Source organism: Micromonospora sp. DT53 (assembly GCF_049841535.1).
In the GTDB taxonomy this organism is placed as follows: Bacteria; Actinomycetota; Actinomycetes; order Mycobacteriales; family Micromonosporaceae; genus Micromonospora.
On the sequence record NZ_JBNCKM010000008.1, the window covers coordinates 213,604 to 239,505 of the forward strand.

Here is a 25,902-nt window from a genome sequence, read left to right on the forward strand (position 1 = left end):
ACGGGCCGAGCCCCGGATCCTTCGCGCCTCGAATCCACGCGTTTAGGCCAGCCTTACCTTATCGACGTCCACCGCCCCGTCCCTCAGGAGCGACTGTATGCAGATCATCGGTGGCAGCACCGGCGGCACCGTGGCGGACCGGGCAGCGCACTCCAGCGGCGGCCCGCTGACCGTCGCCCCGACCACACTTCCGGACGCCTTCGCGACGATGGCTCGGCGTCACCCCGACGCGGTGGCTGTCGTCTTCGAGGACATCGAGGTCAGTTACGCCGAGCTGGACGCCAGGGCCAACCAGCTGGCGCACGTGCTCGTCGCCCGAGGGCTGGGCCCGGATCGGGTGGCCGGGCTCGCCGTGCCGCGCTCGGTCGACATGATCGTGGCGGAGCTGGCCGTGCTGAAGGCCGGCGGCGCCTACCTTCCGCTGGACCCGGCCGACCCGGCCGAACGACTCGCCTACCTGGTCGGCGACGCCCGGCCGGTCTGCCTGGTCACCACCTCCGAGGTCGCGGACCGGCTGCCCCGAGTCGATGGTGTGCCCCGGCTGCTGCTCGATGCCCCCGAGGTGACGGCCGAGCTGGCGAACGCGTCGGCCGACGACCCCGAACGCCCCGGCCTGCGGGTCGAACACGCCGCCTACGTCATCTACACCTCGGGCTCGACCGGCCGACCCAAGGGGGTGCTGCTCACGCACACCGGCGTGGCCAAGCTGCTCTCCACCCAGTTCGAACGGTTCGGGCTCACCCCCGACGTGCGGGTCCTGCACTTCGCCTCACCGAGCTTCGACGTGGCGTTCTGGGATCTCTGCCTGGCGCTGCTCTCCGGTGGACGGCTGGTCATCGTCCCCGCCGACCGCCGCGTCGCCGGACCGGCACTCACCGAGTACGCGATCCGGCACCGGGTCAACTTCATGATCCTGCCGCCAGCGCTGCTGGCCGCGCTGCCCCCGGAGGGTGAACTGCCCCCGGGCATCCTGCTGGCCGGCACCGAGCGAGTGTCGCCGGAACTCGTCGCCCGCTGGGCGCGGGGCCGCCGCATGTTCAACGCGTACGGCCCGACGGAGGCCACCGTCAACTCCACGCTTGGCGAGTGTGACCCGGAGCGGATCGACGGCTCCTCCGTCCCGATCGGACGCCCCGACCCGGGCACCGACGCCTACGTGCTCGACGACGCGTTGCGGCCGGTCGAGCCCGGTGTGCCCGGCGAGCTCTACCTCGCCGGTCCTGGGCTGGCCCGGTGCTACGTCAACCGACCGGACCTGACCGCCGAGCGGTTCCTGGCCGACCCGTACGGGCCGCCCGGCCGACGGATGTACCGCACCGGTGACGTGGCGACCTGGCGTGCCGACGGACGGTTGGACTTCCTCGGGCGGGTCGACGACCAGGTGAAGGTGCGCGGATACCGCATCGAGCTGGGCGAGATCGAGTCGGTGCTGGCCCGCCACCCGAACGTCGGCCAGGTCACCGTGCTGGCCCGCGAGGACCGCCCGGGTGACGTGCGGTTGGCCGCCTACGTCGTACCGAGTGCGGACGACGCACCGCAGGACCGGGCCGACAGTCAGGTCGCCGAGTGGAAGGAGCTGCACGAACTGCTCTACCAGGCCGGCCGCGTCGAGCGCTTCGACGAGAACTTCACCGGATGGAACAGCAGCTTCGACGGCTCGCCCATCCCGTTGGCGCAGATGCGCGAGTGGCGGGACACCACAGTCGACCGGATCCGGTCGTTCCAGCCCCGACGCGTCCTGGAGATCGGCGTCGGTAGCGGGTTGCTGCTGTCGCGACTGGCCCCGCAGTGCGAGAGCTACTGGGGGCTGGACCTCTCCGAACAGGCCATCGACACGTTACGTGCCGCGGTGACGGCGATTCCGGGGCTCGACGAACGGGTCACGCTGCGCGCCCAACCGGCCCACGACCTGACCGGGGTGCCGACCGGCTGGTTCGACACGGTCGTCATCAACTCGGTGGTGCAGTACTTCCCGAGCGCCGACTACCTGACCGGCGTGCTGCGCGCGGCGGCCGAGCGACTCGCCCCCGGCGGTGTGATCTTCGTCGGAGACGTCCGTAACCTGCGCCTGCACCGGATGCTGCACGAGGCCATCCAGACCAGCCGTGGCGTCGCCCCCACCGAGTTGGACGCCGCCGTCGAGGCCGCGGTCCGAGCCGAACGCGAGCTGCTGCTCGACCCGGACTACTTCGCCGCGCTGCCGGGCGGGTCGATCCGGGGCGCCGAGGTGTGGGTCAAGCGGGGCGGCTACGACAACGAGCTGAGCCGCTACCGCTACGACGTCGTGCTGACCACCGCGCCCACGCCCGCGCCGACACCCGAGGCGGCGTACGCCTGGGCCGGGCGCCTGGACGACGTCCGGGACCAACTGGCGGTCGGTCCGCAGCGGCTGCGGGTCACAGGTGTGCCGAACGCGCGCCTGACCGGTGAACCCGCCCCGTCCGTCGAGGACTTCCACGCGCTGGCCGACGCATCCGGCTACCGGGCCGTGGTGACCTGGGACGGCTCCTCGACAAGCGGGGCCCTGGACGTCGTCTTCCAACGCGGCGCCGAGCCCCGGCACGCCTACCGTCCCGGTGGCGTGGTCGCGCACGCCAACACCCTGACCGCGGTCGCCGACCCGACGGCGCTGGTGAAGGCACTGCGCCTGCACGCCGAGTCCTGGCTGCCCAGCTACATGGTCCCGACCGGCTTCGTGCTGCTCGACCGGCTGCCGGTGCTGACCAGCGGCAAGCTCGACCGGGCCGCGTTGCCAGCACCTGACTACGCCGCCCAGGCCACCGGCACCGCGCCGCGCACGCCGCGGGAGAGGGTGCTCTGCGAGCTGTACGCCGACGTCCTGGGCGTCCCCGGCGTCGGCATCGAGGACGACTTCTTCAGCCTCGGCGGGGACAGCATCGTCTCCATCCAACTCGTGCTGCGCGCCCGCGCGGCGGGGCTGGTGTGCACCTCACGCCAGGTGTTCGAGCGTCGGACGGTGGCCGCGTTGGCCGAGGTCGTCACCGACCTCGACACAGGCGCCCAGGACCAGCCCGACGACGGTGTGGGCGACGTCCCGTTCACGCCGATCCTGCGGTGGCTCGACGAGACCGGCGGCCCGATCGACGCGTTCAGCCAGTCGATCGTGCTCGCCACCCCGGCGGGAGCCACCGAGGCCGACCTGGCCGCCGTGCTGGACGCGCTCACCGACAGGCACGACCTGCTGCGCGCACGGCTCGTCCGCGCCACCCCCACGACGCCGGGCCGGCTGCACGTCGAGCCTCGTGGCACCGGCCGGTCGTGGCTGCGGCGGGCCGAACCCGCAGCGGTGATCGAGGCCGAGGAGCAGGCCGCCGCCGGCCGGCTCGACCCCGAGCGGGGGGTGCTGGCCCAGGCGGTCTGGTTCGACCGCGGGGACTCCGCGCCGGGCCGGCTGTTGCTGGTCATCCACCACAGCATCGTGGACGGCGTCTCGTGGCGGATCCTGCCGGCCGACCTCGCCTCCGCGTGGGAGCAGCGGGTGGCTGGTCGTACCCCGGTGCTGGAGCGCACCGGCACGTCCTTCCGGCGGTGGGCCACCGAACTCACCGAGGCGGCCCGGCGACCGGAACGCACCGCGGAGCTGGCGCTGTGGCAGCGCATCCTGACCGGCGCGGACCCGGCGTTGACGCGGCGCCCGCTGCGGCCGGTGGATGATCTCGCCACGGTCGCCCGGCACACCGTGCGGCTGCCGGCCGCGACCACCGAGCCGCTGATCACCACTGTCGCCGCCGCCTTCCACGCCGGCATCAACGACGTGCTGCTCACCGCGCTCGCCCTGGCGATGATCGACTGGCGGACCCGGCACGGGAAGGGCGCCGAACGCTCGGTGCTCATCGCGCTGGAGGGGCACGGCCGGGAGGAGCAGGTCGTCGCGAACGCCGACGTCACCCCGACCCTCGGCTGGTTCACCAGCGTCTTCCCCGTCCGCCTCGACCCCGGTGACATCGATGTCGCCGACGCGTTGGCGGGTGGGCCGAACGCCGGCACCGCGCTGAAGCGGCTCAAGGAGCAACTGCGGGCCATCCCGGACCACGGCATCGGGTACGGGATGCTGCGCTACCTCAATCCGGATACCGAGCCTGAGCTGGCCGCCCGCCCCGCGCCGCAGGTCAGTTTCAACTACCTCGGCCGGTTCACCGCCTCGTCCGGCGACGGCGGGAGCTGGACGCCGGTGGCCGGGCACGGCATCCTGGCCGGCGGGTTCGACCTGGGCATGCCTGTCGCGCCGTACACGTTGGAGGTCAACGCGTACGTGCAGGACACCACCGCCGGCCCCGAGTTGGGTGTGACCTGGGCGTACCCACGTGACCTGCTGGACGACGCCGCGGTCGCCGACCTGGCCGCGGCCTGGTTCGCCGCGCTGGAGGCGCTCGTCGTGCACGCCCGCGGCCCGGCCGCCGGTGGGCTCACCCCGTCCGACCTGACGCTGACGCTCAGCCAGGACGAGATCGACGAGTTCGAGGCCGAATGGGAGCTCTCGTGACCGCGACCGCCACTGGAGGGCAGGCCTCCGGGATCGCCGACATCCTGTCGCTGACCCCGCTGCAGGAGGGGCTGCTGTTCCACGCGCATCTCGCCGCGGACGGCCCGGACGTCTACACCGGACAGTTGACGATCGCCCTGGACGGGCCGCTGGACGCCGAGCGGCTGCGGGCCGCCGGGCAGTCCCTGCTCAACCGTCGGCCCAACCTGCGGGTGGCCTTCCGCCGCCGCAAGAACGGGCAGTCCGTGGCCGTGGTGCCGCGCCACGTGCCACTGCCCTGGTCCGCCCTGACCCTGGCCGAGGACGAACTCCCCGGTTTCCTCGACACGGACCTCGCGACCCGGCTCGATCCGGCGACCGCGCCGCTGCTGCGGATGACAGTGGTCCGTCTCGGCCCGCACCGGCATCGGCTCGTGATCACCCACCACCACCTGCTGCTCGACGGTTGGTCGGTGCCGCTGTTGCTGGACGAGCTGATCGCCCTCTACCGGGGCGACCCGCTGCCGGAGCCCGCCGACTTCCGCGACTACCTCGCCTGGACCGCCGCCCAGGACCGCCCGGCGGCCGAGGCCGCGTGGCGCGAGGCACTGGCCGGGCTGGACGGGCCGACCCTGCTCGCCGGGCGTCCCCCGGCCGACGCGGTCGTGCCGGAACGCCTCGTGCGGGACCTCCCGGTCGACCTGACCGCCCGACTCACCGCACTCGGTCGTGCCCGTGGGCTCACCATGAACACCATCGTGCAGGGCGCCTGGGGAATCGTGGCCGGGGCGCTGACCGGACGCGACGACGTGGTGGTCGGCGCGACCGTCGCCGGTCGTCCGCCGGACCTCCCCGGCGCCGACACCATGATCGGCCTGTTCATCAACACCATTCCGGTACGCATCACCCTGGACCCGGCCGCGCCGGTGGCGACAGTGCTGCGCCGCCTGCAGGACGGGCAGGTGCGGCTGATGGACCATCAGCACCTCGGGTTGGCCGAGATCCAGCGGCTGGCCGGGCACGGCGAGTTGTTCGACACCCTGACGGTCTTCGAGAACTACCCGCTGGGCGAGTCGCTGCCGCCGCCGGTCGACGGTGTACGCGTCACGGGCGCGGATGTCCGCGACTGCGCGCACTATCCCCTGACGCTGGCCGCGCGGCCCGGGCACCGGCTGCACCTTGATCTGGAGTACCGCGCCGACCTGTACGACCGGGACGCCGCCGGCACGCTGCTGGACCGGCTGACCCTGGTGCTGACCCGGATCTGCGACGCCCCGGACGCGCCTCTCGCCGCCGTCGACGTGCTGACCTCGGCGGAACGCGACCGCGTCCTGCGGGGCTGGAACGACACCGCCAGGCCGGTGCCGGACACCACGGTCAGCGCGCTGTTCCACGAGCAGGCGACCCGGACGCCCACGGCTGTTGCTCTCGTCGCGGACGGACGCGAGTGGACCTTCGCCGAGGTGGAGCGCTGGGCCGCCGGACTGGCCGGGGCGTTGCGCGAGCACGGCGTCACGCGTACCGATCGGGTCGCGCTCGCGCTGCCACGGGCGCTCACCGTGCCGGCGGTGTTCGGCGTGCTCGACAGCGGCGCGGCCTACCTGCCGCTCGACCTGAACCAGCCGACCGACCGGATCACGGCGATGCTCGACGACGCGGCCCCGGCGGTGCTGGTGCTCGCGGCCGGCGACGACCCGGCCCCGCAGTGGACCGGCCCTCGGCTGGTGGTGGGTTCGGCGGTGCCGCAGGCCGAGCCGTTCGTGGGTGCGCCGTCGGCGGAGGACGCGGCGTATGTGATTTTCACGTCGGGGTCGACGGGTCGGCCGAAGGGTGTGGTGGTGCCGCACCGGGGCATCGTGAACCTGTTCGCGTCGCACCGGGAACGGCTGATGGCCGGTCCCCGGCGTCGGGTCGCGCACGTCGCGTCGTTCACCTTCGACGGGTCGTGGGAACCGCTGATCTGGCTGCTGGACGGGCACACCCTGCACGTTGTCGACTCCGAGGTCTACCACGACGCCGCCGCGCTGGTCGGGCACCTGCGTGAGCAGCGGATCGACGTGTTGGACGTGACACCGACGTTTCTGCGGGAGTTGGTTCCGGCGGGTGTGTTGGACGCGGGCCTGAGCGTGTTGCTGGTCGGTGGTGAGGCGATCGACGGGCAGTTGTGGCAGCGGGTGTGTGCCACACCGGGCCTGACCTGTCACGACCTGTACGGACCGACCGAGGCATCGGTGGACGCCTACGGGTGGCACGGCCCGGATCGGTCGGCGTACCGGTTGGCGAACGTGCGCACGTACGTCCTCGACGGTGGGTTGCGGCCGGTGCCCCCGGGGGTGCTCGGTGAGGTGTACGTGGCCGGGGCGGGGTTGGCGCACGGGTATCTGAACCGGGTCGGGTTGACGGCGGAGCGGTTCGTGGCCGACCCCTTCGGCCCCGCCGGTGCGCGCATGTACCGCACGGGGGACCTGGCCCGGCTCAACCGCGACGGGGTGCTGGAGTTCGCCGGCCGCGCCGACGGGCAGGTAAAGGTCCGCGGTTTCCGGATCGAGGTCGGCGAGATCGAAGCAGCCCTCGGCCAGGCCGCCGTGGTCGTCCGCGACGGCCGACTCGTCGCGTACGTGGTGGGCGGGCCGGTCGATCTGGATCGCCTGCGGGCGACGCTGCCCGACTACATGATCCCGTCGGCGTTCGTCGAGGTCGACGCGCTACCCCGGACCGTGGCCGGGAAACTCGACGTCGCCGCATTGCCGGCTCCGGACTTCACCGCGTCGAGTGTGGGCCGCACCGCCCGTAACAGCCGCGAGCAGCACCTGTGTGACCTGTTCGCGGAGGTGCTGGGCCTGCCTTCGGTCGGCATCGACGACGACTTCTTCGCCCTCGGCGGCCACTCGCTGCTGGTCATGCGCCTCGCCGGCCGGGTACGGGCCGTCATGGGTGTCGAGTTGCCGGTCCGCGCGGTGTTCGACGCACCGACCGTGGCGGGTCTGCTGCCGAAACTGCTCGGGTCGAGTCGAGCGCCGCTGGTGGCACGGCCGCGCCCGGACCGGGTGCCGCTGTCGTACGCCCAACAACGACTGTGGTTCCTCTACCGCCTCGAAGGACCCAACCCGACCTACAACATCCCGATCGCCTGGCGGCTACGGGGCCGATTGGACGCCGCCGCGCTGATCGCGGCCGTCGGCGACGTGGTCGCCCGACACGAAACCCTCCGCACCATCTTCACCGACCAGGACGGGGGCGAGCCGTACCAACGCGTTCTGCCCGCCGAACCGGTCGCGGTGCCGGTGGCGGACATCGCCGAGGCGGACCTCCCCGAACGGCTCGCGGAGATCGGGGCGTACGGATTCCGCCTCGACCACGAGCCGCCACTGCGCGCCTGGCTCTTCCGGATCGCACCTGACGAGCACGTGTTGCTGCTGCTGTTGCATCACATCGCCGGCGACGAGTGGTCGGACGTGCCGCTGCGCCGGGACATCGTGGCCGCCTACACGGCCCGCTGCGCCGGACTGGTGCCGGCGTTCCCGCACCTGCCGGTGCAGTGCGCCGACTTCGCGCTGTGGCAGCGCGAGGAGTCGAGCGCGCTCGCCGCGCAGGTCGACGGATGGCGGGAGGCCCTGGCCGGGCTGCCCGACGAGGTGGATTTGCCGGCCGACCGCCCCCGCCCGGCCGAGGCCAGCCACCGCGGCGACGTGGTCGACTTCACGCTGCCCGCGGAGGTGACCGAACGGCTGCGTGCGCTGGCCCGGTCGACCGGGACCTCCATGTTCATGGTGGTGCAGGCGGCGGTGGCGGTGCTGCTGTCACGGTTGGGCGCGGGCACGGACATCCCACTGGGCGCACCGGTGGCGGGCCGACCCGACGCCGCGCTGGACGACCTTGTCGGCTTCTTCGTGAACACACTCGTGCTGCGCACCGACACCTCGGGCGACCCCTCGTTCCGAGAACTGCTGACCCGGGTCCGAGAGACCGACCTCGCCGCGTACGACCGGCAGGACGTCCCGTTCGAGCACCTGGTAGAAGCCCTGAACCCGACACGGTCACTGGGCCGACACCCCCTCTTCCAGACGATGGTCTCCTACCTCGGCGAGGCCGACGCCGCCTGGCACCTCGGGTCGCTGCGCGTCGAAACCGAGCGCGTACCGCAGCACGTCGCGATGTTCGACCTCTCCTTCGACTTCTTCGAGACGCGCGGTGGCGTCCGTGGCGAGTTGGAGTACGCCACCGACCGGTACGACAGTTCCTCCGCCCAGACCCTTGTCGAGCGGTTGCAGCGGGTCCTCGCCACGGTCGCCGCCGACCCGTCGGCAGTGGTGAGCAGGATCGACGTGCTCGCCCCGGCGGAGCGTTCGCGGCTGCTGGCCGTGGAGGCCGCGGCGCCGATCCCGGCTGGCTCCGTCGTGGACCTGTTCGTCGCGCAGGCTGCCGCCAGACCTGACGCGGTGGCCCTGGTCTGCGGCGGCCGGGCCTGGACGTACGCCGAACTGGACGACTGGTCGTCGCGGCTCGCCGGCGCGCTGGCGTCGTACGCGGGCGGCCTCGTGGCGCTGGCCACCTCCCGCCCGCTCACCGTCCCGGCGATCCTGGGCGTGCTCAAGGCGGGTGCGGCGTACCTGCCGCTCGACGCGTACCAGCCGACCGACCGGATCACGGCGATGCTCGACGACGCCCAGCCGGCGATCCTGGTCACCACCGGGGACACCGACGTGCCCTGGTCGGGCCCTCGGCTGGTGGTGGGTTCGGCGGTGCCGCAGGCTGCGCCGTTCGTGGGTGCGCCGTCGGCTGAGGACGCGGCGTACGTGATCTTCACGTCGGGGTCGACGGGGCGGCCGAAGGGTGTGGTGGTGCCCCATCGGGGCATCGTGAACCTGTTCGCGTCGCACCGGGAACGGCTGATGGCCGGTCCCCGGCGTCGGGTCGCGCACGTCGCGTCGTTCACCTTCGACGGGTCGTGGGAGCCACTGATCTGGCTGTTGGACGGGCACACCCTGCACGTATTCGATGATGACGAGTACCGCGACGCGGGTGTTCTCGTGTCGCGGCTGCGTGAGCAGCACATCGATGTGCTGGACGTGACTCCCACGTTCCTGCGGGAGTTGGTGCCGGCGGGGCTGTTGGACGCGGGTCTGAGTGTGTTGCTGGTCGGTGGTGAGGCCATCGACGAACGGTTGTGGCAGCGGGTGTGCGCCACCCCGGGGCTGACCTGCCACGACCTGTACGGGCCGACCGAGGCGTCGGTGGACGCCTACGGGTGGCAGGGTCCAGGCCGGTCGGCGTACCGGTTGGCCAACGTGCGGACCTATCTGCTCGACGCCGGGTTGCGGCCGGTGCCCCCGGGCGTGCTCGGTGAGGTGTACGTCGCCGGGGCCGGGTTGGCACACGGCTACCTGAACCGGACCGGGCTCACCGCAGAGAGGTTCGTGGCCGACCCGTGCGGTCCCGCCGGTGCGCGGATGTACCGCACCGGGGACCTGGCCCGGCTCAACCGCGACGGGGTGCTGGAGTTCGCCGGCCGCGCCGACGGACAGGTCAAGATCCGCGGCTACCGGATCGAGGTCGGCGAGATCGAAGCAGCCCTCGGCCAGGCCGCCGTCGTCGTCCGCGACGGCCGACTCGTCGCCTACGTGGTAGGCGGGCCGGTCGACCTGGACCGCTTGCGGGCGACGCTGCCCGACTACATGATCCCCTCGGCGTTCGTCGAGGTCGACGCACTGCCCCGCACCATCGCCGGGAAACTCGACGTCGCCGCGCTGCCCGCCCCGGACTTCTCCACACTGGTCGGCGGCACGGCCGCCCGCAACAGCCGCGAACAACACCTGTGTGACCTGTTCGCCGAAGTCCTCGGACTGCCCTCGGTCGGCATCGACGACGACTTCTTCGCCCTCGGCGGCCACTCGCTGCTGGTCATGCGCCTCGCCGGCCGGGTACGCGCCGTCATGGGCGTCGAGCTGCCGGTCCGCGCGGTGTTCGACGCACCGACCGTGGCGGCTCTGCTGCCGAAACTGCTCGGGTCGAGTCGAGCGCCGCTGATGGCACGGCCACGCCCGGACCGGGTGCCGCTGTCGTACGCCCAACAACGACTGTGGTTCCTCTACCGACTCGAAGGACCCAACCCGACCTACAACATCCCGATCGCCTGGCGGCTACACGGCCGCCTCGACACCGACGCCCTGATCGCGGCCGTCGGCGACGTCGTCGCCCGACACGAAACCCTGCGCACCATCTTCCCGGACGTCGGCGGGGCCCCCTACCAACACATCCTCCAACCGGACGCCGTCCCTGTCGCGTTCCACGAGGGCGGGGACGTCGACGCCGCCGCCGCGCACGCGTTCGCGCTCGATCGGGAGCCGCCGCTGCGGGTCGACGTGTTCCGGGTGGCACCGGACGAGCATGTGTTGCTGCTGCTGTTGCACCACATCGCCGGCGACGAGTGGTCCGACGAGCCGTTGCGCGCCGACCTCACCACGGCGTACGAGGCGCGCCGCGCCGGACGCGCCCCAACGTTCCGACCACTTCCCGTGCAGTACGCCGACTTCGCCCTCTGGCAGCGCGAACAGTCCGCGGACCTGACCGACCAGGTGCAGGCGTGGCGGGAGGCCCTGGCCGCGCTGCCCGACGAGGTGGACCTGCCGGCCGACCGGCCCCGCCCGGCCGAGGCCAGCCACCGCGGCGACCTCGTCGACTTCGTCCTGCCCGAGGCGGTGGCTCGCGACCTGAGGCACCTGGCGCGGTCGACAGGCACCAGCCTCTTCATGGTGGTGCAGGCGGCGGTGGCGGTGCTGCTGTCGCGATTGGGCGCGGGCACGGACATCCCACTGGGCGCACCGGTGGCGGGCCGACCCGACACCGCGTTGGACGACCTTGTCGGCTTCTTCGTGAACACACTCGTGCTGCGCACCGACACCTCGGGCGACCCCTCGTTCCGGGAACTGCTGGCCCGGGTCCGAGAGACCGACCTCGCCGCGTACGACCGGCAGGACGTCCCGTTCGAGCACCTGGTGGAAGCCCTGAACCCGACACGGTCGCTGGGCCGACACCCCCTGTTCCAGACGATGGTCTCCTACCTGCCCGGCGGTGGCGACACCTGGACGCTCGCCGAGCTGACCGGACGGCCCGAACCCGTCGGACACCGTACGGCGATGTTCGACCTCTCCTTCGACTTCGCCGATGCCCCGCACGGCGGCATCGAGGGAAGCCTCGAATTCGCCACCGACCGGTACGACCGCGCGACGGCGCACACCCTGGTCGAGCGGTTGCAGCGGGTCCTCGCCACGGTCGCCGCCGACCCGTCGGCGGTGGTCAGCCGAATCGACGTCCTGAGCCCTGACGAACGGGATCGCCTATTCGACACCGACGTCAGCGCGACCATCCCGTCCGGGTCCATCGTGGACCTCTTCGAGACGCAGGCATCGACCACGCCCACGACCGTGGCGCTGGTTTCCGGTGGCCGGTCGTGGACGTTCGCCGAGCTGGACGGGTGGTCGTCCCGGCTGGCCGGGGTGCTGGCCGGACGCGACGTGGGCCGAGGGGACCTGGTCGCGCTCGCGGTCCCCCGCCCGCTCACCGTCCCGGCGATCCTCGGCGTGCTCAAGACCGGTGCCGCGTACCTGCCGCTGGACGCGTACCAGCCGACCGACCGGATCGCCGCGATGCTCGACGACGCCGCGCCGACGCTTGTGCTCACCACCGCCGACACGCCCCTGCCACCCGGCACCGCCCGCCTGTCGCTCGACGAGCCCACAGTCTTCGAGGGCCCGATCGGCAGCGCCGTCCGCCCCCGGGCGGACGACCCGGCGTATGTGATTTTCACGTCGGGGTCGACGGGTCGGCCGAAGGGTGTGGTGGTGCCGCACCGGGGCATCGTGAACCTGTTCGCGTCGCACCGGGAACGGCTGATGGCCGGTCCCCGGCGTCGGGTCGCGCACGTCGCGTCGTTCACCTTCGACGGGTCGTGGGAACCGCTGATCTGGCTGCTCGACGGGCACACCCTGCACGTCCTGGACGACGACGAGTACCGCGACGACGCGGCCCTTGTCGATTACGTCCGCCGCCACCACCTCGACGTGTTGGACGTGACGCCCACCTACCTGCGGGAGTTGGTCGCCGCGGGAGTGTTGGACGCGGGCCTGAGCGTCCTGCTGGTCGGTGGCGAGGCGATCGACGAACGGTTGTGGCAGCGGGTGTGCGCCACACCAGGGCTGACCTGCCACGACCTGTACGGGCCGACCGAGGCATCGGTGGACGCCTACGGATGGGAGGGTCCAGGCCGGTCGGCGTACCGGTTGGCCAACGTGCGCACCTACGTCCTCGACGCCGGGTTGCGGCCGGTGCCCCCGGGCGTGCTCGGTGAGGTGTACGTGGCCGGAGCCGGGTTGGCACACGGCTACCTGAACCGGACCGGGCTCACCGCCGAGCGGTTCGTGGCCGACCCCTTCGGTCCCGCAGGTACGCGGATGTACCGCACCGGGGACCTGGCCCGGCTCAACCGCGACGGGGTGCTGGAGTTCGCCGGCCGCGCCGACGGACAGGTCAAGATCCGCGGCTACCGGATCGAGGTCGGCGAGATCGAAGCAGCCCTCGGCCAGGCCGCCGTCGTCGTCCGCGACGGCCGACTCGTCGCCTACGTGGTAGGCGGGCCGGTCGACCTGGACCGCTTGCGGGCGACGCTGCCCGACTACATGATCCCCTCGGCGTTCGTCGAGGTCGACGCACTGCCCCGCACCATCGCCGGGAAACTCGACGTCGCCGCGCTGCCCGCCCCGGACTTCTCCACACTGGTCGGCGGCACGGCCGCCCGCAACAGCCGCGAACAACACCTGTGTGACCTGTTCGCCGAAGTCCTCGGACTGCCCTCGGTCGGCATCGACGACGACTTCTTCGCCCTCGGCGGCGACAGCATCGTCTCGATCCAACTGGTCAGCCGGGCACGTGCGGCCGGCCTCGGCATCAGCCCACGCGACGTGTTCCGGCACAAGACCCCGGCCGGCCTCGCCCAGGTCGTCACCGTCGAGACCGCAGTGGCCGAGGACCCACGCGAGGCGTACGGGAGCGCGCCGCTCACCCCGGTGATGCGCTGGCTCGCCGAGGTCGATGGCCCGACCACCGGATACAGCCAGTCGATGCTGCTGCACGCCCCGGCCGGGCTCACCGCAGCCGGGCTGGCCGAGGTGCTGCAGGCGCTTGTCGATCGCCACGACCTGCTGCGCGCCCAGGTGACCGAGGACGGTGTGCGGATCCCCGAGCCCGGCGCGCCCGTCGACGTCGTGCGGGTGGCCGCGTACGACGAGGAGAACCTGCCCGCGATCGCCGCCGCTGCCCGCGACCGGCTCGACCCCGCCCGTGGCGTCATGCTCCAGGCCGTGTTGCTCGAACCCGGGCACGTGCTGCTCGTCGTGCACCACTACGCCGTGGACGGAGTGTCCTGGCGGGTCCTGCTGCCCGACCTCGTCGCCGCCTGGGCGGCCTGGCAGGCGGCCACCCCGATCGCTCTCCCGGCCACCGGCACCTCGTTCCGCCGCTGGGCCCGGGAACTCGACGGCCTCTCCCGCGACGCGAGGACCGTGGCGCAACTGCCGTACTGGACCGAGGTTCTGGCCGGGTCGCGTGCACCGCTGGGCAACCGACCCCTCGACCCGGCCCGCGACCGCACCGGCACCTGCGACGAGATCACCATCGAGCTGCCACCGGAGGAGACCCAGCCGCTGCTCACCACGGTGCCCACCGGCTTCCACGCCGGCGTCGGCGACGTGCTGCTGACCGGGCTCGCGTTGGCGCTGCGCGACTGGGCCGGCGGCACCGGCTGGCTGGTCATGCTCGAAGGGCACGGCCGCGAGGAGCACCTGGTGGCCGGCGCCGACCTGTCCCGCACGGTCGGCTGGTTCACCAGCGAGTACCCGGTACGGCTGGACCTCGACACGGAACACCCCGCGGACGCCCTGAAGACGATCAAGGAGCGGTTGCGGGCGGCGCCGGACAACGGCGTCGGCTACGGCCTGCTGCGCCACCTCAACCCCGAGACGGCAGGCGTGCTCGCCGGGTACGACAAGCCGCTGATCAGCTTCAACTACCTCGGCCGGTTCGCCGCCGGGAACGCCGACGAGGGGCCGTGGGAACCGGCCGGGGAGGGCTGGGGTGGCGGCGCCGACGACGGCATGCCCGCCGACTACCCGCTGGAGATCAACGCGACCACCGAGGACCACGCCGACGGGCCCCGGCTCGCCGCGACCTTCACCTGGCCGCGGGACCTGCTCACCGAGGCGCAGATCCGCGACCTGGCCGGTCGCTGGCAGGAAGCGCTACGAGCGCTCGCCGCCGATCCGGGATCCGGGGGTTACACCCCGTCCGACCTGAGCCTGGTCGAGTTGAGCCAGGCCGACATCGACAGCCTTGAGGCCGAGTTCGCCGACCTCGAGTCCGAGTGGGAGACGCAGTGACCAAGAAGACCGGGCTCGAGGACGTCCTGCCACTGTCGCCGTTGCAGGAGGGGCTGCTCTTCCACGCGCTCTACGACACCGACGCCCCCGACGTCTACACCGTGTCGACCGCGCTGGACCTGACCGGGCCGCTGGACAGCGTCCGGCTGCGCGACGCCGGGCAGGCGCTGCTCGACCGGCACGCCAACCTGCGGGCCGGGTTCCGACGTACGGCCAAGGGCACCACTGTCGCGGCGATCCCCACCCGGGCACGCCTGCCGTGGGCCGAGCACGACCTCAGCGGCCTGCCCGAGGCCGAACGAGACGCGGAACTCGACCGGCTCGGCGCCGCCGACCAGCGACAACGCTTCGACATGGCCCGGCCGCCGTTGCTGCGGATGACGCTGACCCGACTCGGGAACGCGACCCACCGCCTCACCATCACGCACCACCACATCCTGCTCGACGGCTGGTCCGCGCCGCTGCTGGTGCGGGAACTGCTCGACCTGTACGCCAAGCCCGGCTCGTTGCCGCCGGTCACCCCGTACAAGGCGTATCTGGCGTGGCTGGCCCGCTGGGACCGGGACGCCGCTACCGCCGCCTGGCGGCAGGCGCTCGCCGGTCTGGACGAACCGACCCGGATGGCACCCGCCGGCACCAGGCCCGAGCCGGTCGTCCCCGGCTCGGTGGAGACCGCGCTGCCAGCCGAGCTGAGCTATCGGCTCACCGATCTCGCGCGTACCCGCGGCGTCACAGTCAACACGGTGGTGCAGGCGGCCTGGGGTCTGCTGCTGGCCCGGCTCACCGGCCGCGGCGACGTGGTCTTCGGCGCCACCGTCTCCGGGCGGCCACCGCAGTTGCCAGGTGTCGAGTCGATGATCGGCCTGTTCATCAACACCGTGCCGGTGCGGGTCCGCATCGATCCGGCCGAGTCAGCCGACGCCCTGCTCGTACGCCTGCAGGACGAGCAGGCCGCGCTCATGGAACACCAGTACCTCGGGCTGGCCGACATCCAACGGCTGGCCGGGCACGGTGAACTGTTCGACACGCTCACCGTCTTCGAGAGCTACCCCGACGACCAGGACGCCGCCGAGCCGGTGCCCGGGCTGCGGGTCACCGAGGCGCAGGACGAGGACGCCACCCACTATCCGCTGGTGCTGGTCGCCGAGCCGGGCACCCGGATCAACCTGGAGATCCGGCACCGCGCCGACGTGTTCGACGCCGACGCCGCCCGCACCATCCTCGACCGGCTGATCCGCATCGTCACCGCGATGGCCGCCGCCCCCGCCGCCCCCGTCGGCCGGATCGACATCCTCGACCCGGCCGAGCGTGCTGCCGTCCTCACCGAGTGGAACGGCAGCACGGACGGCATCGTCGCCACCACCTTCCCCCGGCGGTTCGCCGACATGGTCGCGGCGTATCCGGACAACGTCGCCGTGATCTGCGAGGACGAACAGATCAGCTACGCCGAGCTGGCCGTCCGTTCGGACCGGCTGGCCCGGGCGCTGGCCGCCCGTGGGGTCGGCCCCGGCCAGGTCGTCGCGGTGGCACTCCCCCGCTCCGTCGACCTGGTCACCGCGTTGGTCGGCGTGCTGCGCTGCGGCGCCGCCTACCTCGCGCTCGACCTGGACTACCCGGCCGACCGGCTGCGCTACATGGTGGAGGACGCCGCGCCGGCCTGCGTCATCAGCCGCGCCGAGCTGACCGACGCGCTGCCCGGCGACGTCCCCGTGCTGGACGTGGCCGCGTCCGGACCGGACGTGCCGCTGATCGAGCCCGCCGTCTCGGACGCCGCGTACGTCATCTACACGTCCGGTTCGACAGGCCAGCCCAAGGGCGTCGTCGTCACCCACGAGGGCGTCGCCAAGCTGCTCGCCACCCAGCAGCGCCGGCTCGGCGTCACGCAGACCAGTCGCGTGCTGCTCTTCGCGTCACCCAGCTTCGACCTCGCCTACTGGGAGCTGTGCCAGGCGCTGCTGTCCGGCGGCGCGCTCGTGGTGGTCCCGGCCGAGCTGCGCGTTCCCGGCGCGCCGCTCGTCGACTACCTCACCAAGCACGAGGTCACCCAGTTGGCGTTGCCGCCGTCGGTGCTCAGCGCGCTTCCCGCGGACTGCCGACTGCCGCTCGGGGTGTCCATGCTCGTCGGTACCGAGGAGGTGCCCGCGCGGCTGGCCGAGCGGTTCGCCGCCGGCCGGCGCATGTTCAACGCGTACGGGCCCACCGAGACCAGCGTCAACGCGACCCTGTGGGAGTGCGCGCCGGTCTCCACCGGCAGCGTGCCGATCGGCTATCCCGATCCCGGGCAGTTGGCGTACGTGCTGGACAGCGGTCTGAATCCGGTCCCGCCCGGGATCGTCGGTGAGTTGTACCTGGGCGGCCTCGGGCTGGCCCGTGGCTACCACAACCGGCCCGGCCTGACCGCCGAGCGTTTCCTGCCCGACCCGTTCGCCGCGCCCGGTGCCCGGATGTACCGCACCGGTGACCTGGCGCGCTGGGCCCCGGACGGGGCGTTGGAGTTCGTCGGTCGCGTCGACCACCAGGTCAAGATTCGTGGGTTCCGGGTGGAACTCGGCGAGATCGAGGCTGTCGTCGCCCGCCAGGAGGGCGTCCGGCAGGCCGCCGTGGTGCTGCGGACCGACGGTGGCGTCAAGCGGATCGTCGCGTACGTCGTCGGCGGCGCCGATCTCGGCCGGGTGCGGGCGGGCATCGCCGCCACGCTGCCCGACTACATGGTCCCCGGCGCGTTCGTCGCCCTGGACGCGCTGCCGGTGTCCGTCAACGGCAAGCTGGATCGGACCGCCCTGCCCGCCCCGGAGTTCACCGCCGACGGCGGCGGCCGCACCCCCCGTACTCCCCGCGAGAAGCTGCTCTGCGACGTGTTCGCCGAGGTGCTGGGGGTGCCCACGGTCGGCATCGACGACGACTTCTTCGCCCTCGGCGGGGACAGCATCATGTCGATGCAGCTGGTCGGCCGGGCCCGGGTCGCCGGCCTGGTGATCACCCCGCGCCAAGTGTTCCACCACCGCACCCCGGCCCGGCTGGTGGCCGTCGCCGGCACCGTGACCGGCGCCGACGCGGTTCCGTCGAGCCTGTCCCTGGTCACCCTCACCGAGACCGACAGGCGCGAACTGGCCGGCCTCGGCATCGACGTGCGCGAGGTGCTGCCGCTCTCGCCGTTGCAGACCGGCCTGCTGTTCCACAGTCTGCTCGACGACGCAGGTCCGGACGTCTACACCGTCCGCATGGTGGTCGACCTGACCGGGCCGATCGACGCCACCCGGCTGCGCGCCGCCGGTCAGGCACTGCTCGACCGGCAGGCGAGCCTGCGCGCCTCGTTCCACCACCTCACCTCCGGCACGGCGGTCAGCGTCGTCCCGGCCACCGTCAGCGTGCCGTGGACCGCTGTCGACCTGTCCGAGTTGGACGGCGACGCGAGGGAGGACGCCTGGCAGCGGCTCCTCGCCGAGCAGGGCCGCCGCTTCGATCCGACAGTCGCGCCGTTGCTGCGCCTTGCCCTGGCGCGTACCGGCCCGGACTCGCACCGGCTCGTGCTCACCCACCACCACCTGCTGCTCGACGGCTGGTCCCGAGGACCGCTGCTGGCCGAGCTGTCCGCCCTGTACCGCGACGGCGACACCGCGCCGGTGACCAACCGGCCGTTCCGGGACTACCTCGCCTGGCTGGCCGGGCAGGACCGGCGGACCGCCGAGGATGCCTGGGCCGCCGCGCTCGACGGCCTGGCCGAGCCGACCCGTGTCGCGCCCGGCGACGGGCGTCGTGCCGCGCTGGCGCCCGAGGTGGCCGAGGTGGAGTTGTCCGAGGACCGGACGGCGGCGTTGACCGCCAGCGCCCGCGCCCGTGGTCTCACCGTGAACACCATCGTGCAGGCCGCGTGGGCGTTGCTGCTTGCCCGGCTCACCGGCCGCGACGACGTGGTCTTCGGCGCCACCGTCGCCGGGCGACCGGCGCAGTTGCCAGGCGTCGAGTCGATGATCGGGCTGTTCATCAACACCGTGCCGGTGCGGGTCCGCATCGACCCGGCCGAGCCGGCCCACGCGCTGCTCGACCGGCTTCAGGACGAGCAGTCCGCGCTGATGGAACACCAGTACCTCGGCCTCAGCGACATCCAGCGCATCGCCGGGCACGGCGAGCTGTTCGACACCCTGCTGGTCTTCGAGAACTACCCGGACGGCGACGCCGACGACGACGGGTTGCCGGTCACCGGCACCGACGGGCACGACGCCACCCACTATCCGCTCACGCTGATCGCCGAGCCGGGCCCGACCCTGCACCTCGCCGTCGAGTACCGGCCCGATCTGTTCGACGCCGCGTACGCCACCCGGCTCGCCACGGCGCTGGTCACCGTGGTCGACGAACTCGTCACCGGGCTGGACGCCCCGGTCGGTCGGGTCGGCCTGCTCGACCGGGCCGGGCGCGCGGCGACCCTGGCCGCCGGGACCGGCGAGATCCGGGAGCTGCCCGAGGCGACGCTGCCGGAGTTGGTGGCCGCACAGGTCGCGGCGACCCCCGACGCGGTGGCGCTTGTCGACCCGGACGGTGTCGCGATGACCTACCGCGAACTCGACGCGCGCACCGAGCGGCTGGCCCGGGTGCTGGCCTCCGTCGGCGCCGGACCGGAGACCGTCGTCGCGCTGGCCCTTCCGCGTTCGGTCGAGCTGGTCGTGGCGATCCTCGCGGCCGGGCGGGCCGGCGCCGCGTACCTGCCGCTGGACCTCGACCACCCGGACGCGCGGTTGGCGGCGATGCTGGCCGACGCGCGGCCCGTCGCGGTGCTCGCCGTCGGCCACACCGCGGCGCGCGTCGCCGGGCTGCCGCACGCGGACGCGCCCATCGTGCTCGACGGACCGCTGGACGACCCGGAGGTGCCGCTCAGCCCGCCCGGTCCCCGGCATCCGGCGTACGTCATCTACACCTCCGGCTCCACAGGCGTGCCCAAGGGTGTCGAGATCGAGCACGCCGGCATCGTCAACCGGCTGCGCTGGATGCAACACGAGTACTGCCTCACGGCGGGCGACCGGGTGCTGCAGAAGACCCCGGCCGGCTTCGACGTCTCGGTCTGGGAGTTCTTCTGGCCGCTGATCACCGGGGCCACCCTCGTCCTCGCGCGACCGGACGGCCACCGCGACCCGGTCTACCTCGCCGAACTGATCCAACGGGAACGGGTCAGCACCGTGCACTTCGTGCCGTCGATGCTCGCCGCGTTCCTCGCCGAGCCGCGCGCGGCCGGTTGCACAGCTGTGCGCCACATCCTGTGCAGCGGCGAGGCGCTGCCCAGCGTCCTCGCCGATCGGTGCCGGGAACTGCTGCCCGACGCCGCCCTGCACAACCTGTACGGCCCGACCGAGGCCTCGGTCGACGTGACGGCGTGGCCCGCCGAGCGTGGCACCGGCACGGGAACGGTCCCGATCGGCGCGCCGGTGTGGAACACCCGGGTGACAGTGCTCGACACCGGGCTGCGTCAGGTGCCGGTGGGGGTGCCGGGTGAGCTCTACCTCGCCGGCGTGCAGTTGGCCCGCGGCTACCGGGGCCGGCCCGACCTGACCGCCGACCGGTTCGTCGCCGACCCGTACGGTCCGGCCGGGGCGCGCATGTATCGCACCGGCGACCAGGTGCGCTGGAGCGCGCCAGGGGTGCTGGAGTTCCTCGGTCGCGGCGACGGCCAGGTGAAGATCCGTGGGCTGCGCGTCGAACTGGGCGAGATCGAGGCCGCGCTCACCGACCAGCCCGACGTGGTAACGGCTGTGGTGCTGCTGCGCGAGGACCGGCCGGGTGTCGCACACCTGGTCGCGTACCTCACCGTGGCCCGCGCCCTGGACGAGGCCGTGTTGCGGGCGCGGCTCGCGGCGCTGCTGCCCGAACACATGGTGCCGTCCGCCTTCGTCGTCCTCGACGCGATGCCGGTCTCGGTGAACGGCAAACTGGACCGGGCCGCCCTCCCCGCGCCCGACTTCGCCGGCGCGGGCACCGGCACTGCCGCCCGCAACAGGCGTGAACAGGTGCTCGTCGACCTGTTCGCACAGGTGCTGGCGGTGCCCACGGTGGGTGTCGAGGACGACTTCTTCAGCCTCGGCGGCGACAGCATCATCTCGATCCAGTTGGTCGGCCGGGCCCGCGCCGCAGGTCTGTCGCTCACCCTGCGGCAGGTGTTCCAGCTGCGTACGCCTGCCGCGTTGGCCGCCGCCGCCGGGTCGGCGTTCACCGTGACCAGCGGCAGCGGCGCGCTTGTCACGCTCACCGACGCCGAGACCGCCGAGATCGCCGGGCGGGGCCTGGACGTGGCCGAGGTGCTGCCGCTCTCACCGCTGCAGACCGGGCTGCTCTTCCACGCCGCGTTCGACGCCGACGGCCTGGATCTCTACACCGTGCAGATGGTCTTCGACCTGCCCGGCAGCGTCGACCCGGCCCGGCTGCGCACCGCCGGGCAGGCGCTGTTGCAGCGGCACGCCAACCTGCGGACCTCGTTTCACCAGCTCGAGTCCGGTCGACCTGTCGCCGTGGTGAACCGGGGTGTCACGCTGCCCTGGGCCGAGGCGGATCTGTCCGATCTGGAGGCGGCGCGGCACGAGGAGGCGTGGCAACGCTGCCTCGCCGAGGAGGGCCGCCGATTCGATCCGGCGGTCGCCCCACTGCTGCGGATGATGCTGGTCCGCACCGGTGACGCGTACCGGCTGATCCTCACCCACCAGCACATGCTGCTCGACGGCTGGTCCCGAGGGCCGCTGATGGACCAGCTCTCCGAGTTGTACGAGGCCGCCGACGGTGGCACCGCCCCGGCGCCGTACCGCGACTTCCTCGCCTGGCTGGTCGGGCAGGACCGGTCCGCCGCCGAGCAGGCGTGGCGTGCCGCCCTGACCGGGGTCGTCGACGCCACCCGGCTCGCCCCGGCCGACCCGCAACGGGAACCGGCGGTGCCCGAGCTGGTCGAGCAGGAGCTGACCGAGGCCGTGACCGCGCGCCTGACCGGCCTGGCCCGCTCCCGGGGGCTGACGCTGAACACGCTGGTCCAGGCCGCCTGGAGCATCGTGCTGGGCCGGCTCACCGGCCGTGACGACGTGGTGTTCGGCGCCACCGTCTCCGGACGACCGGCGCAGTTGCCAGGCGTGGAGTCGATGATCGGGCTGTTCATCAACACCGTGCCGGTGCGGGTGCGCATCGACCCGGCCGAGCCGGTGGCGGGGCTGCTGGCCCGGCTGCAGGACGAGCAGTCGAAGCTGCTCGATCACCAGTATCTCGGCCTGGCCGACGTCCAGCGCCTGGCCGGGGTCGGGGAGCTGTTCGACACGCTGCTGATCGTGGAGAACTACCCGGAGCGTACCGACGACGGGCCGGCGAGCCTGCTCGCCGCCGTCGACGCGGGCGGGCGCGACGCCACCCACTACCCGCTCACCTGGGTCGTCGACCCCGGCCAGCGGCTGCGGGTGGGCCTGGAGTTCCGTCCCGACCTCTTCGCCCCGCCGGTGGCCGGACGCCTGGTCGGCGCGCTCACCACCGTCCTGACCGCGTTCAGCACCGATCCGGACCGCGCGGTGGGCCGCCTCGACCTGGTGTCGGACGAGGACCGCACCGGCTGGAACCCGCCGCCGCCCGCCGGCGGCGACGACCCGACGGTGGCGGCCCTGTTCGAACGGCAGGTGGCCGAGTCACCTGACGCCCCAGCTGTCGTCTGCGGCGCGGTCCGCCTGACGTTCGCCGAACTCAACGATCGCGCCAACCGGCTGGCCCGGCTGCTGGCCGCCTGTGGGGTCGGCGCCGAGGACGTGGTCGGGCTGGCCCTGCCGCGCACCGCCGACACGATCACCGCGATCCTCGCGGTGCTCAAGTGCGGCGCCGCGTACCTGCCGCTGGACCCGGCCTACCCACCGGCCCGGGTCGCCGCGATGCTCGCCGACGCGCGGCCCGCCCTGCTGGTCACCGCCCCCGGCGTCGGTGTCACCGCGGACGGGCTCGACCACCTCCTGGTCGACGACCCGGCGCTGGACACCCTCGCCGGGCACGACCTGACCGACGGCGAGCGGGTACGTCCGGCCCTCCCCCAGCACCCGGCGTACGTCATCTACACCTCCGGCTCCACCGGGCGCCCCAAGGGCGTGGTGGTGACCCACCGCAACCTGGTCAACCTGTTCCGGAGCCACCGCGCGCAGCTGCACCTGCCCGCCCGCGCCGCCACCGGCCGCCGTCACCTGCGGGTCGGGCACGCCTGGTCGTTCGCGTTCGACGCCTCCTGGCAGCCGCAGCTGTGGCTGCTCGACGGCCATGCCCTGCACATCGTCAGCGAGGAGCGGCAACGCGACCCGGAGCAGCTCGCCGAGCTGATCCGGGCCGAGGGGATCGACTTCATCGAGCTGACCCCCTCGCACTTCGCGCAACTCGCCGACGCCGGCCTGATCCGCGACGGGCGCTGCCCCCTTGCCGTGGTCGGTGTCGGCGGCGAGGCGGTGCCGCAGGCGCTCTGGCAGCGCCTCGGCGGGCTGCCCGGCACCGAGGCGTTCAACCTGTACGGTCCGACCGAGGCGACAGTGGACGCTCTCGCCGCCCGGATCGGCGACACCGCGTCCCCCGTGATCGGCCGGGCCGTCGCGGGTGCCCGCGCGTACGTGCTGGACCGGGCTCTGCGGCACACCCCGACCGGTGTGGCCGGCGAGCTGTACGTCGCCGGCGCCGGCCTGGCGCGTGGTTACCTGGGCCGGCCCGACCAGACCGCCGAGCGTTTCCTCGCCGACCCGTACGGCGCGGCGGGCGAGCGGATGTACCGCACCGGTGACCTGGTGCGGTGGACCGAGGACGGTCGGGTGGAGTATCTCGGCCGGGTCGACGAACAGGTGAAGATCCGCGGCTTCCGGGTGGAGCTGGGTGAGATCGAGTCGGTGCTCGCCGCGCAGCCCGGCGTCGCCGAGGCCGTGGTGATCGCCCGGGAGGACCGCCCCGGCGTACGCCTCCTGGCCGGCTACGTGGTCGGTACCGATGGTCTCGACCTGGCCGCGCTGCGTGCCGCGGTCGCCGTCGAGCTGCCCGACTACATGGTGCCGTCCGCCCTGGTCCGCCTCGACCGGTTGCCCACCCTGGCCAACGGCAAGCTGGACCGGGCCGTGCTGCCCGCGCCCGACCTCGGCGCGACAGGCGCCGGTCGGACGCCCCGCACGGAACGGGAACGGGTCCTGGGCGAGGTGGTAGCGGCAGTGCTGGGTCTGCCCTCGGTGGACGTCGAGGCGGACTTCTTCACGTTGGGCGGCGACAGCATCGTCGCGATGCAGCTCGTCGGTCGGGCCCGTGCCGCCGGCCTGCGCCTCACCCCCCGGCAGGTCTTCGCGGAGCGTACGGTGGCCGGGCTGGCAGTGGTCGCGACCGCGCTCGAACGGACCGGCGGCCGGGCCGACGACGGTGTCGGGTCGTTCCCGCTGACCCCGGTCATGCGCTGGCTGCGCGAGGTGGACGGCCCGATCGACGGGTTCAACCAGTCCGCGGTCGTGCAGGTCCCGGCGGGCCTCGGTTGGGAGCCGTTGCTGGCCGCGTTGCAGGCCGTCGCCGACCGACACGACCTGCTGCGGGCCCGGCTGGACCGCACCGGCGACTGGTCGGTGACCGTGCCGCCGCCGGGCTCGTCGCGAGCCGCCGACTGGACCGTACGCGTCGACGTGCGCGGCCTCGACGATCGTGGCCTGTGGGACGCGGTCGTCGAGCAGGCGACAGCCGCGCAGGCCGGACTCGACCCGGACAACGGGGCGATGATCCGGGCCGCCTGGCTGGACGCCGGCCCGCACCGGCCGGGCCGCCTGCTGCTGCTGGTCCACCACCTGGTCGTGGACGGTGTCTCGTGGCGGGTGCTGCTGCCCGAGATCGGGGCGGCCTGGCGGGACGCGGTCGCCGGTCGTGCACCGCTGACCGCCGCGACCGGCACGTCGTTCCGTCGCTGGGCGACCGGCCTCGCCGAGCGGGCGTTGGACCCGGCACGGGTGGCGGAACTGCCGAGGTGGGCGCAGATCGTGCGGCGGGGCGACCCGTTGCCGGTACGCCGCCCGCTCGACGCCACTGTCGACGTGGCCGGCACCCTGCGCGACATCACCCTGACCCTGCCCACCGACGTCAGCGAGGCCCTGCTCACCCGCGTTCCGGCCGGGCTCGGCGCCGGTGTCAACGACGTCCTGCTGGGCGCGTTGGGTGTGGCCGTCACCCGGTGGCGGGCCGCGCAGGGCGACGACGGCGACGCGGTGCTCGTCGCGCTGGAGGGCCACGGGCGGGAGGAGCACCTGGTGGACGGGGCCGACCTGTCCGGCACCGTCGGCTGGTTCACCAACATCTTCCCGGTCTGCCTGGACACCGCCGGGATCGATGTGTCGGTCGGCGGTGCCGCCGTGGCCGATGCGGTGGCGCGGGTCCGCGACCACCTGGCCGAGCTGCCGGACAACGGCATGGGCTACGGCATGCTCCGCTACCTCAACCCGGTGACCGCGCCCACCCTGGCCGCGCTGCCGCATCCGCCGATCCAGTTCAACTACATGGGACGGTTCGACTTCCCGGAGGCCGCCGACTGGGAGTTCGCCCCCGAGGCGGAGGCCGCCGAGAACGGCGCCGACGACGCCATGCCCGAGACGTACGAACTGGTGCTGAACGCCCAGACCGAGGACCGCGCGACCGGCCCGCAACTGGTCGCCACCTGGAGCTGGCCGGACGGCGTGTTCCCCGAGGGATCGGTGGACGATCTCGCCCACCTCTGGTTCGACGCCCTGCAAACCCTGGTAACGCACACCCGCACGAGGAGTATCCGATGAGTACGAACCCGTTCGACAACGCTGATGGCACGTTCCTGGTGCTGGTCAACGGCGAGAACCAGCACAGCCTCTGGCCGGTCTTCGCCGAGGTGCCGGCGGGCTGGCGGGCCGTGCACGGCCCGGCCGGTCGGCAGGACTGCGTCGACTACGTCAACGCGAACTGGACCGACATGCGTCCGCAGAGCCTGATCGACGCCGACCGCTGACCGGCGGCCCGGACCAG

At 72.9% G+C, this 25,902-nt stretch carries 4 protein-coding genes; all 4 read left to right on the forward strand.

The annotated features are described in order from the left end of the window. The first annotated feature begins 97 nt into the window (after nucleotides 1–97). Genes ACLQ3B_RS24655 through ACLQ3B_RS24670 form a run of 4 tightly spaced genes read left to right on the forward strand, consistent with a single transcriptional unit; the run spans nucleotide 98 to nucleotide 25,885 of the window. Complete coding sequence (locus ACLQ3B_RS24655; RefSeq protein WP_425783073.1) at nucleotides 98–4,504, forward strand: amino acid adenylation domain-containing protein; 4,407 nt, start codon at nucleotides 98–100, stop codon at nucleotides 4,502–4,504. After that, nucleotides 4,501–14,913, forward strand: coding sequence for an amino acid adenylation domain-containing protein (locus ACLQ3B_RS24660; RefSeq protein ID WP_425783074.1), 10,413 nt, complete (start codon nucleotides 4,501–4,503; stop codon nucleotides 14,911–14,913). The genes ACLQ3B_RS24655 and ACLQ3B_RS24660 overlap by 4 nt, the downstream gene beginning before the upstream one ends. Next, nucleotides 14,910–25,679 carry an amino acid adenylation domain-containing protein gene (locus tag ACLQ3B_RS24665; RefSeq protein WP_425783075.1) on the forward strand — a complete coding sequence of 3,590 codons (10,770 nt, stop codon included), beginning with the start codon at nucleotides 14,910–14,912 and terminating at the stop codon, nucleotides 25,677–25,679. The genes ACLQ3B_RS24660 and ACLQ3B_RS24665 overlap by 4 nt, the downstream gene beginning before the upstream one ends. Next, complete coding sequence (locus tag ACLQ3B_RS24670) at nucleotides 25,676–25,885, forward strand: MbtH family protein (protein ID WP_124820737.1); 210 nt, start codon at nucleotides 25,676–25,678, stop codon at nucleotides 25,883–25,885. Before ACLQ3B_RS24665 ends, ACLQ3B_RS24670 begins: the two co-directional genes overlap by 4 nt. Nucleotides 25,886–25,902 lie beyond the last annotated feature (17 nt).

Excerpts from the sequence above, each read along its gene's own strand:
- ACLQ3B_RS24655 (WP_425783073.1), top strand. The coding sequence starts at position 98 with ATGCAGATCATCGGTGGCAGCACCGGCGGCACCGTGGCGGACCGGGCA.
- ACLQ3B_RS24670 (WP_124820737.1), top strand. The coding sequence starts at position 25,676 with ATGAGTACGAACCCGTTCGACAACGCTGATGGCACGTTCCTGGTGCTG.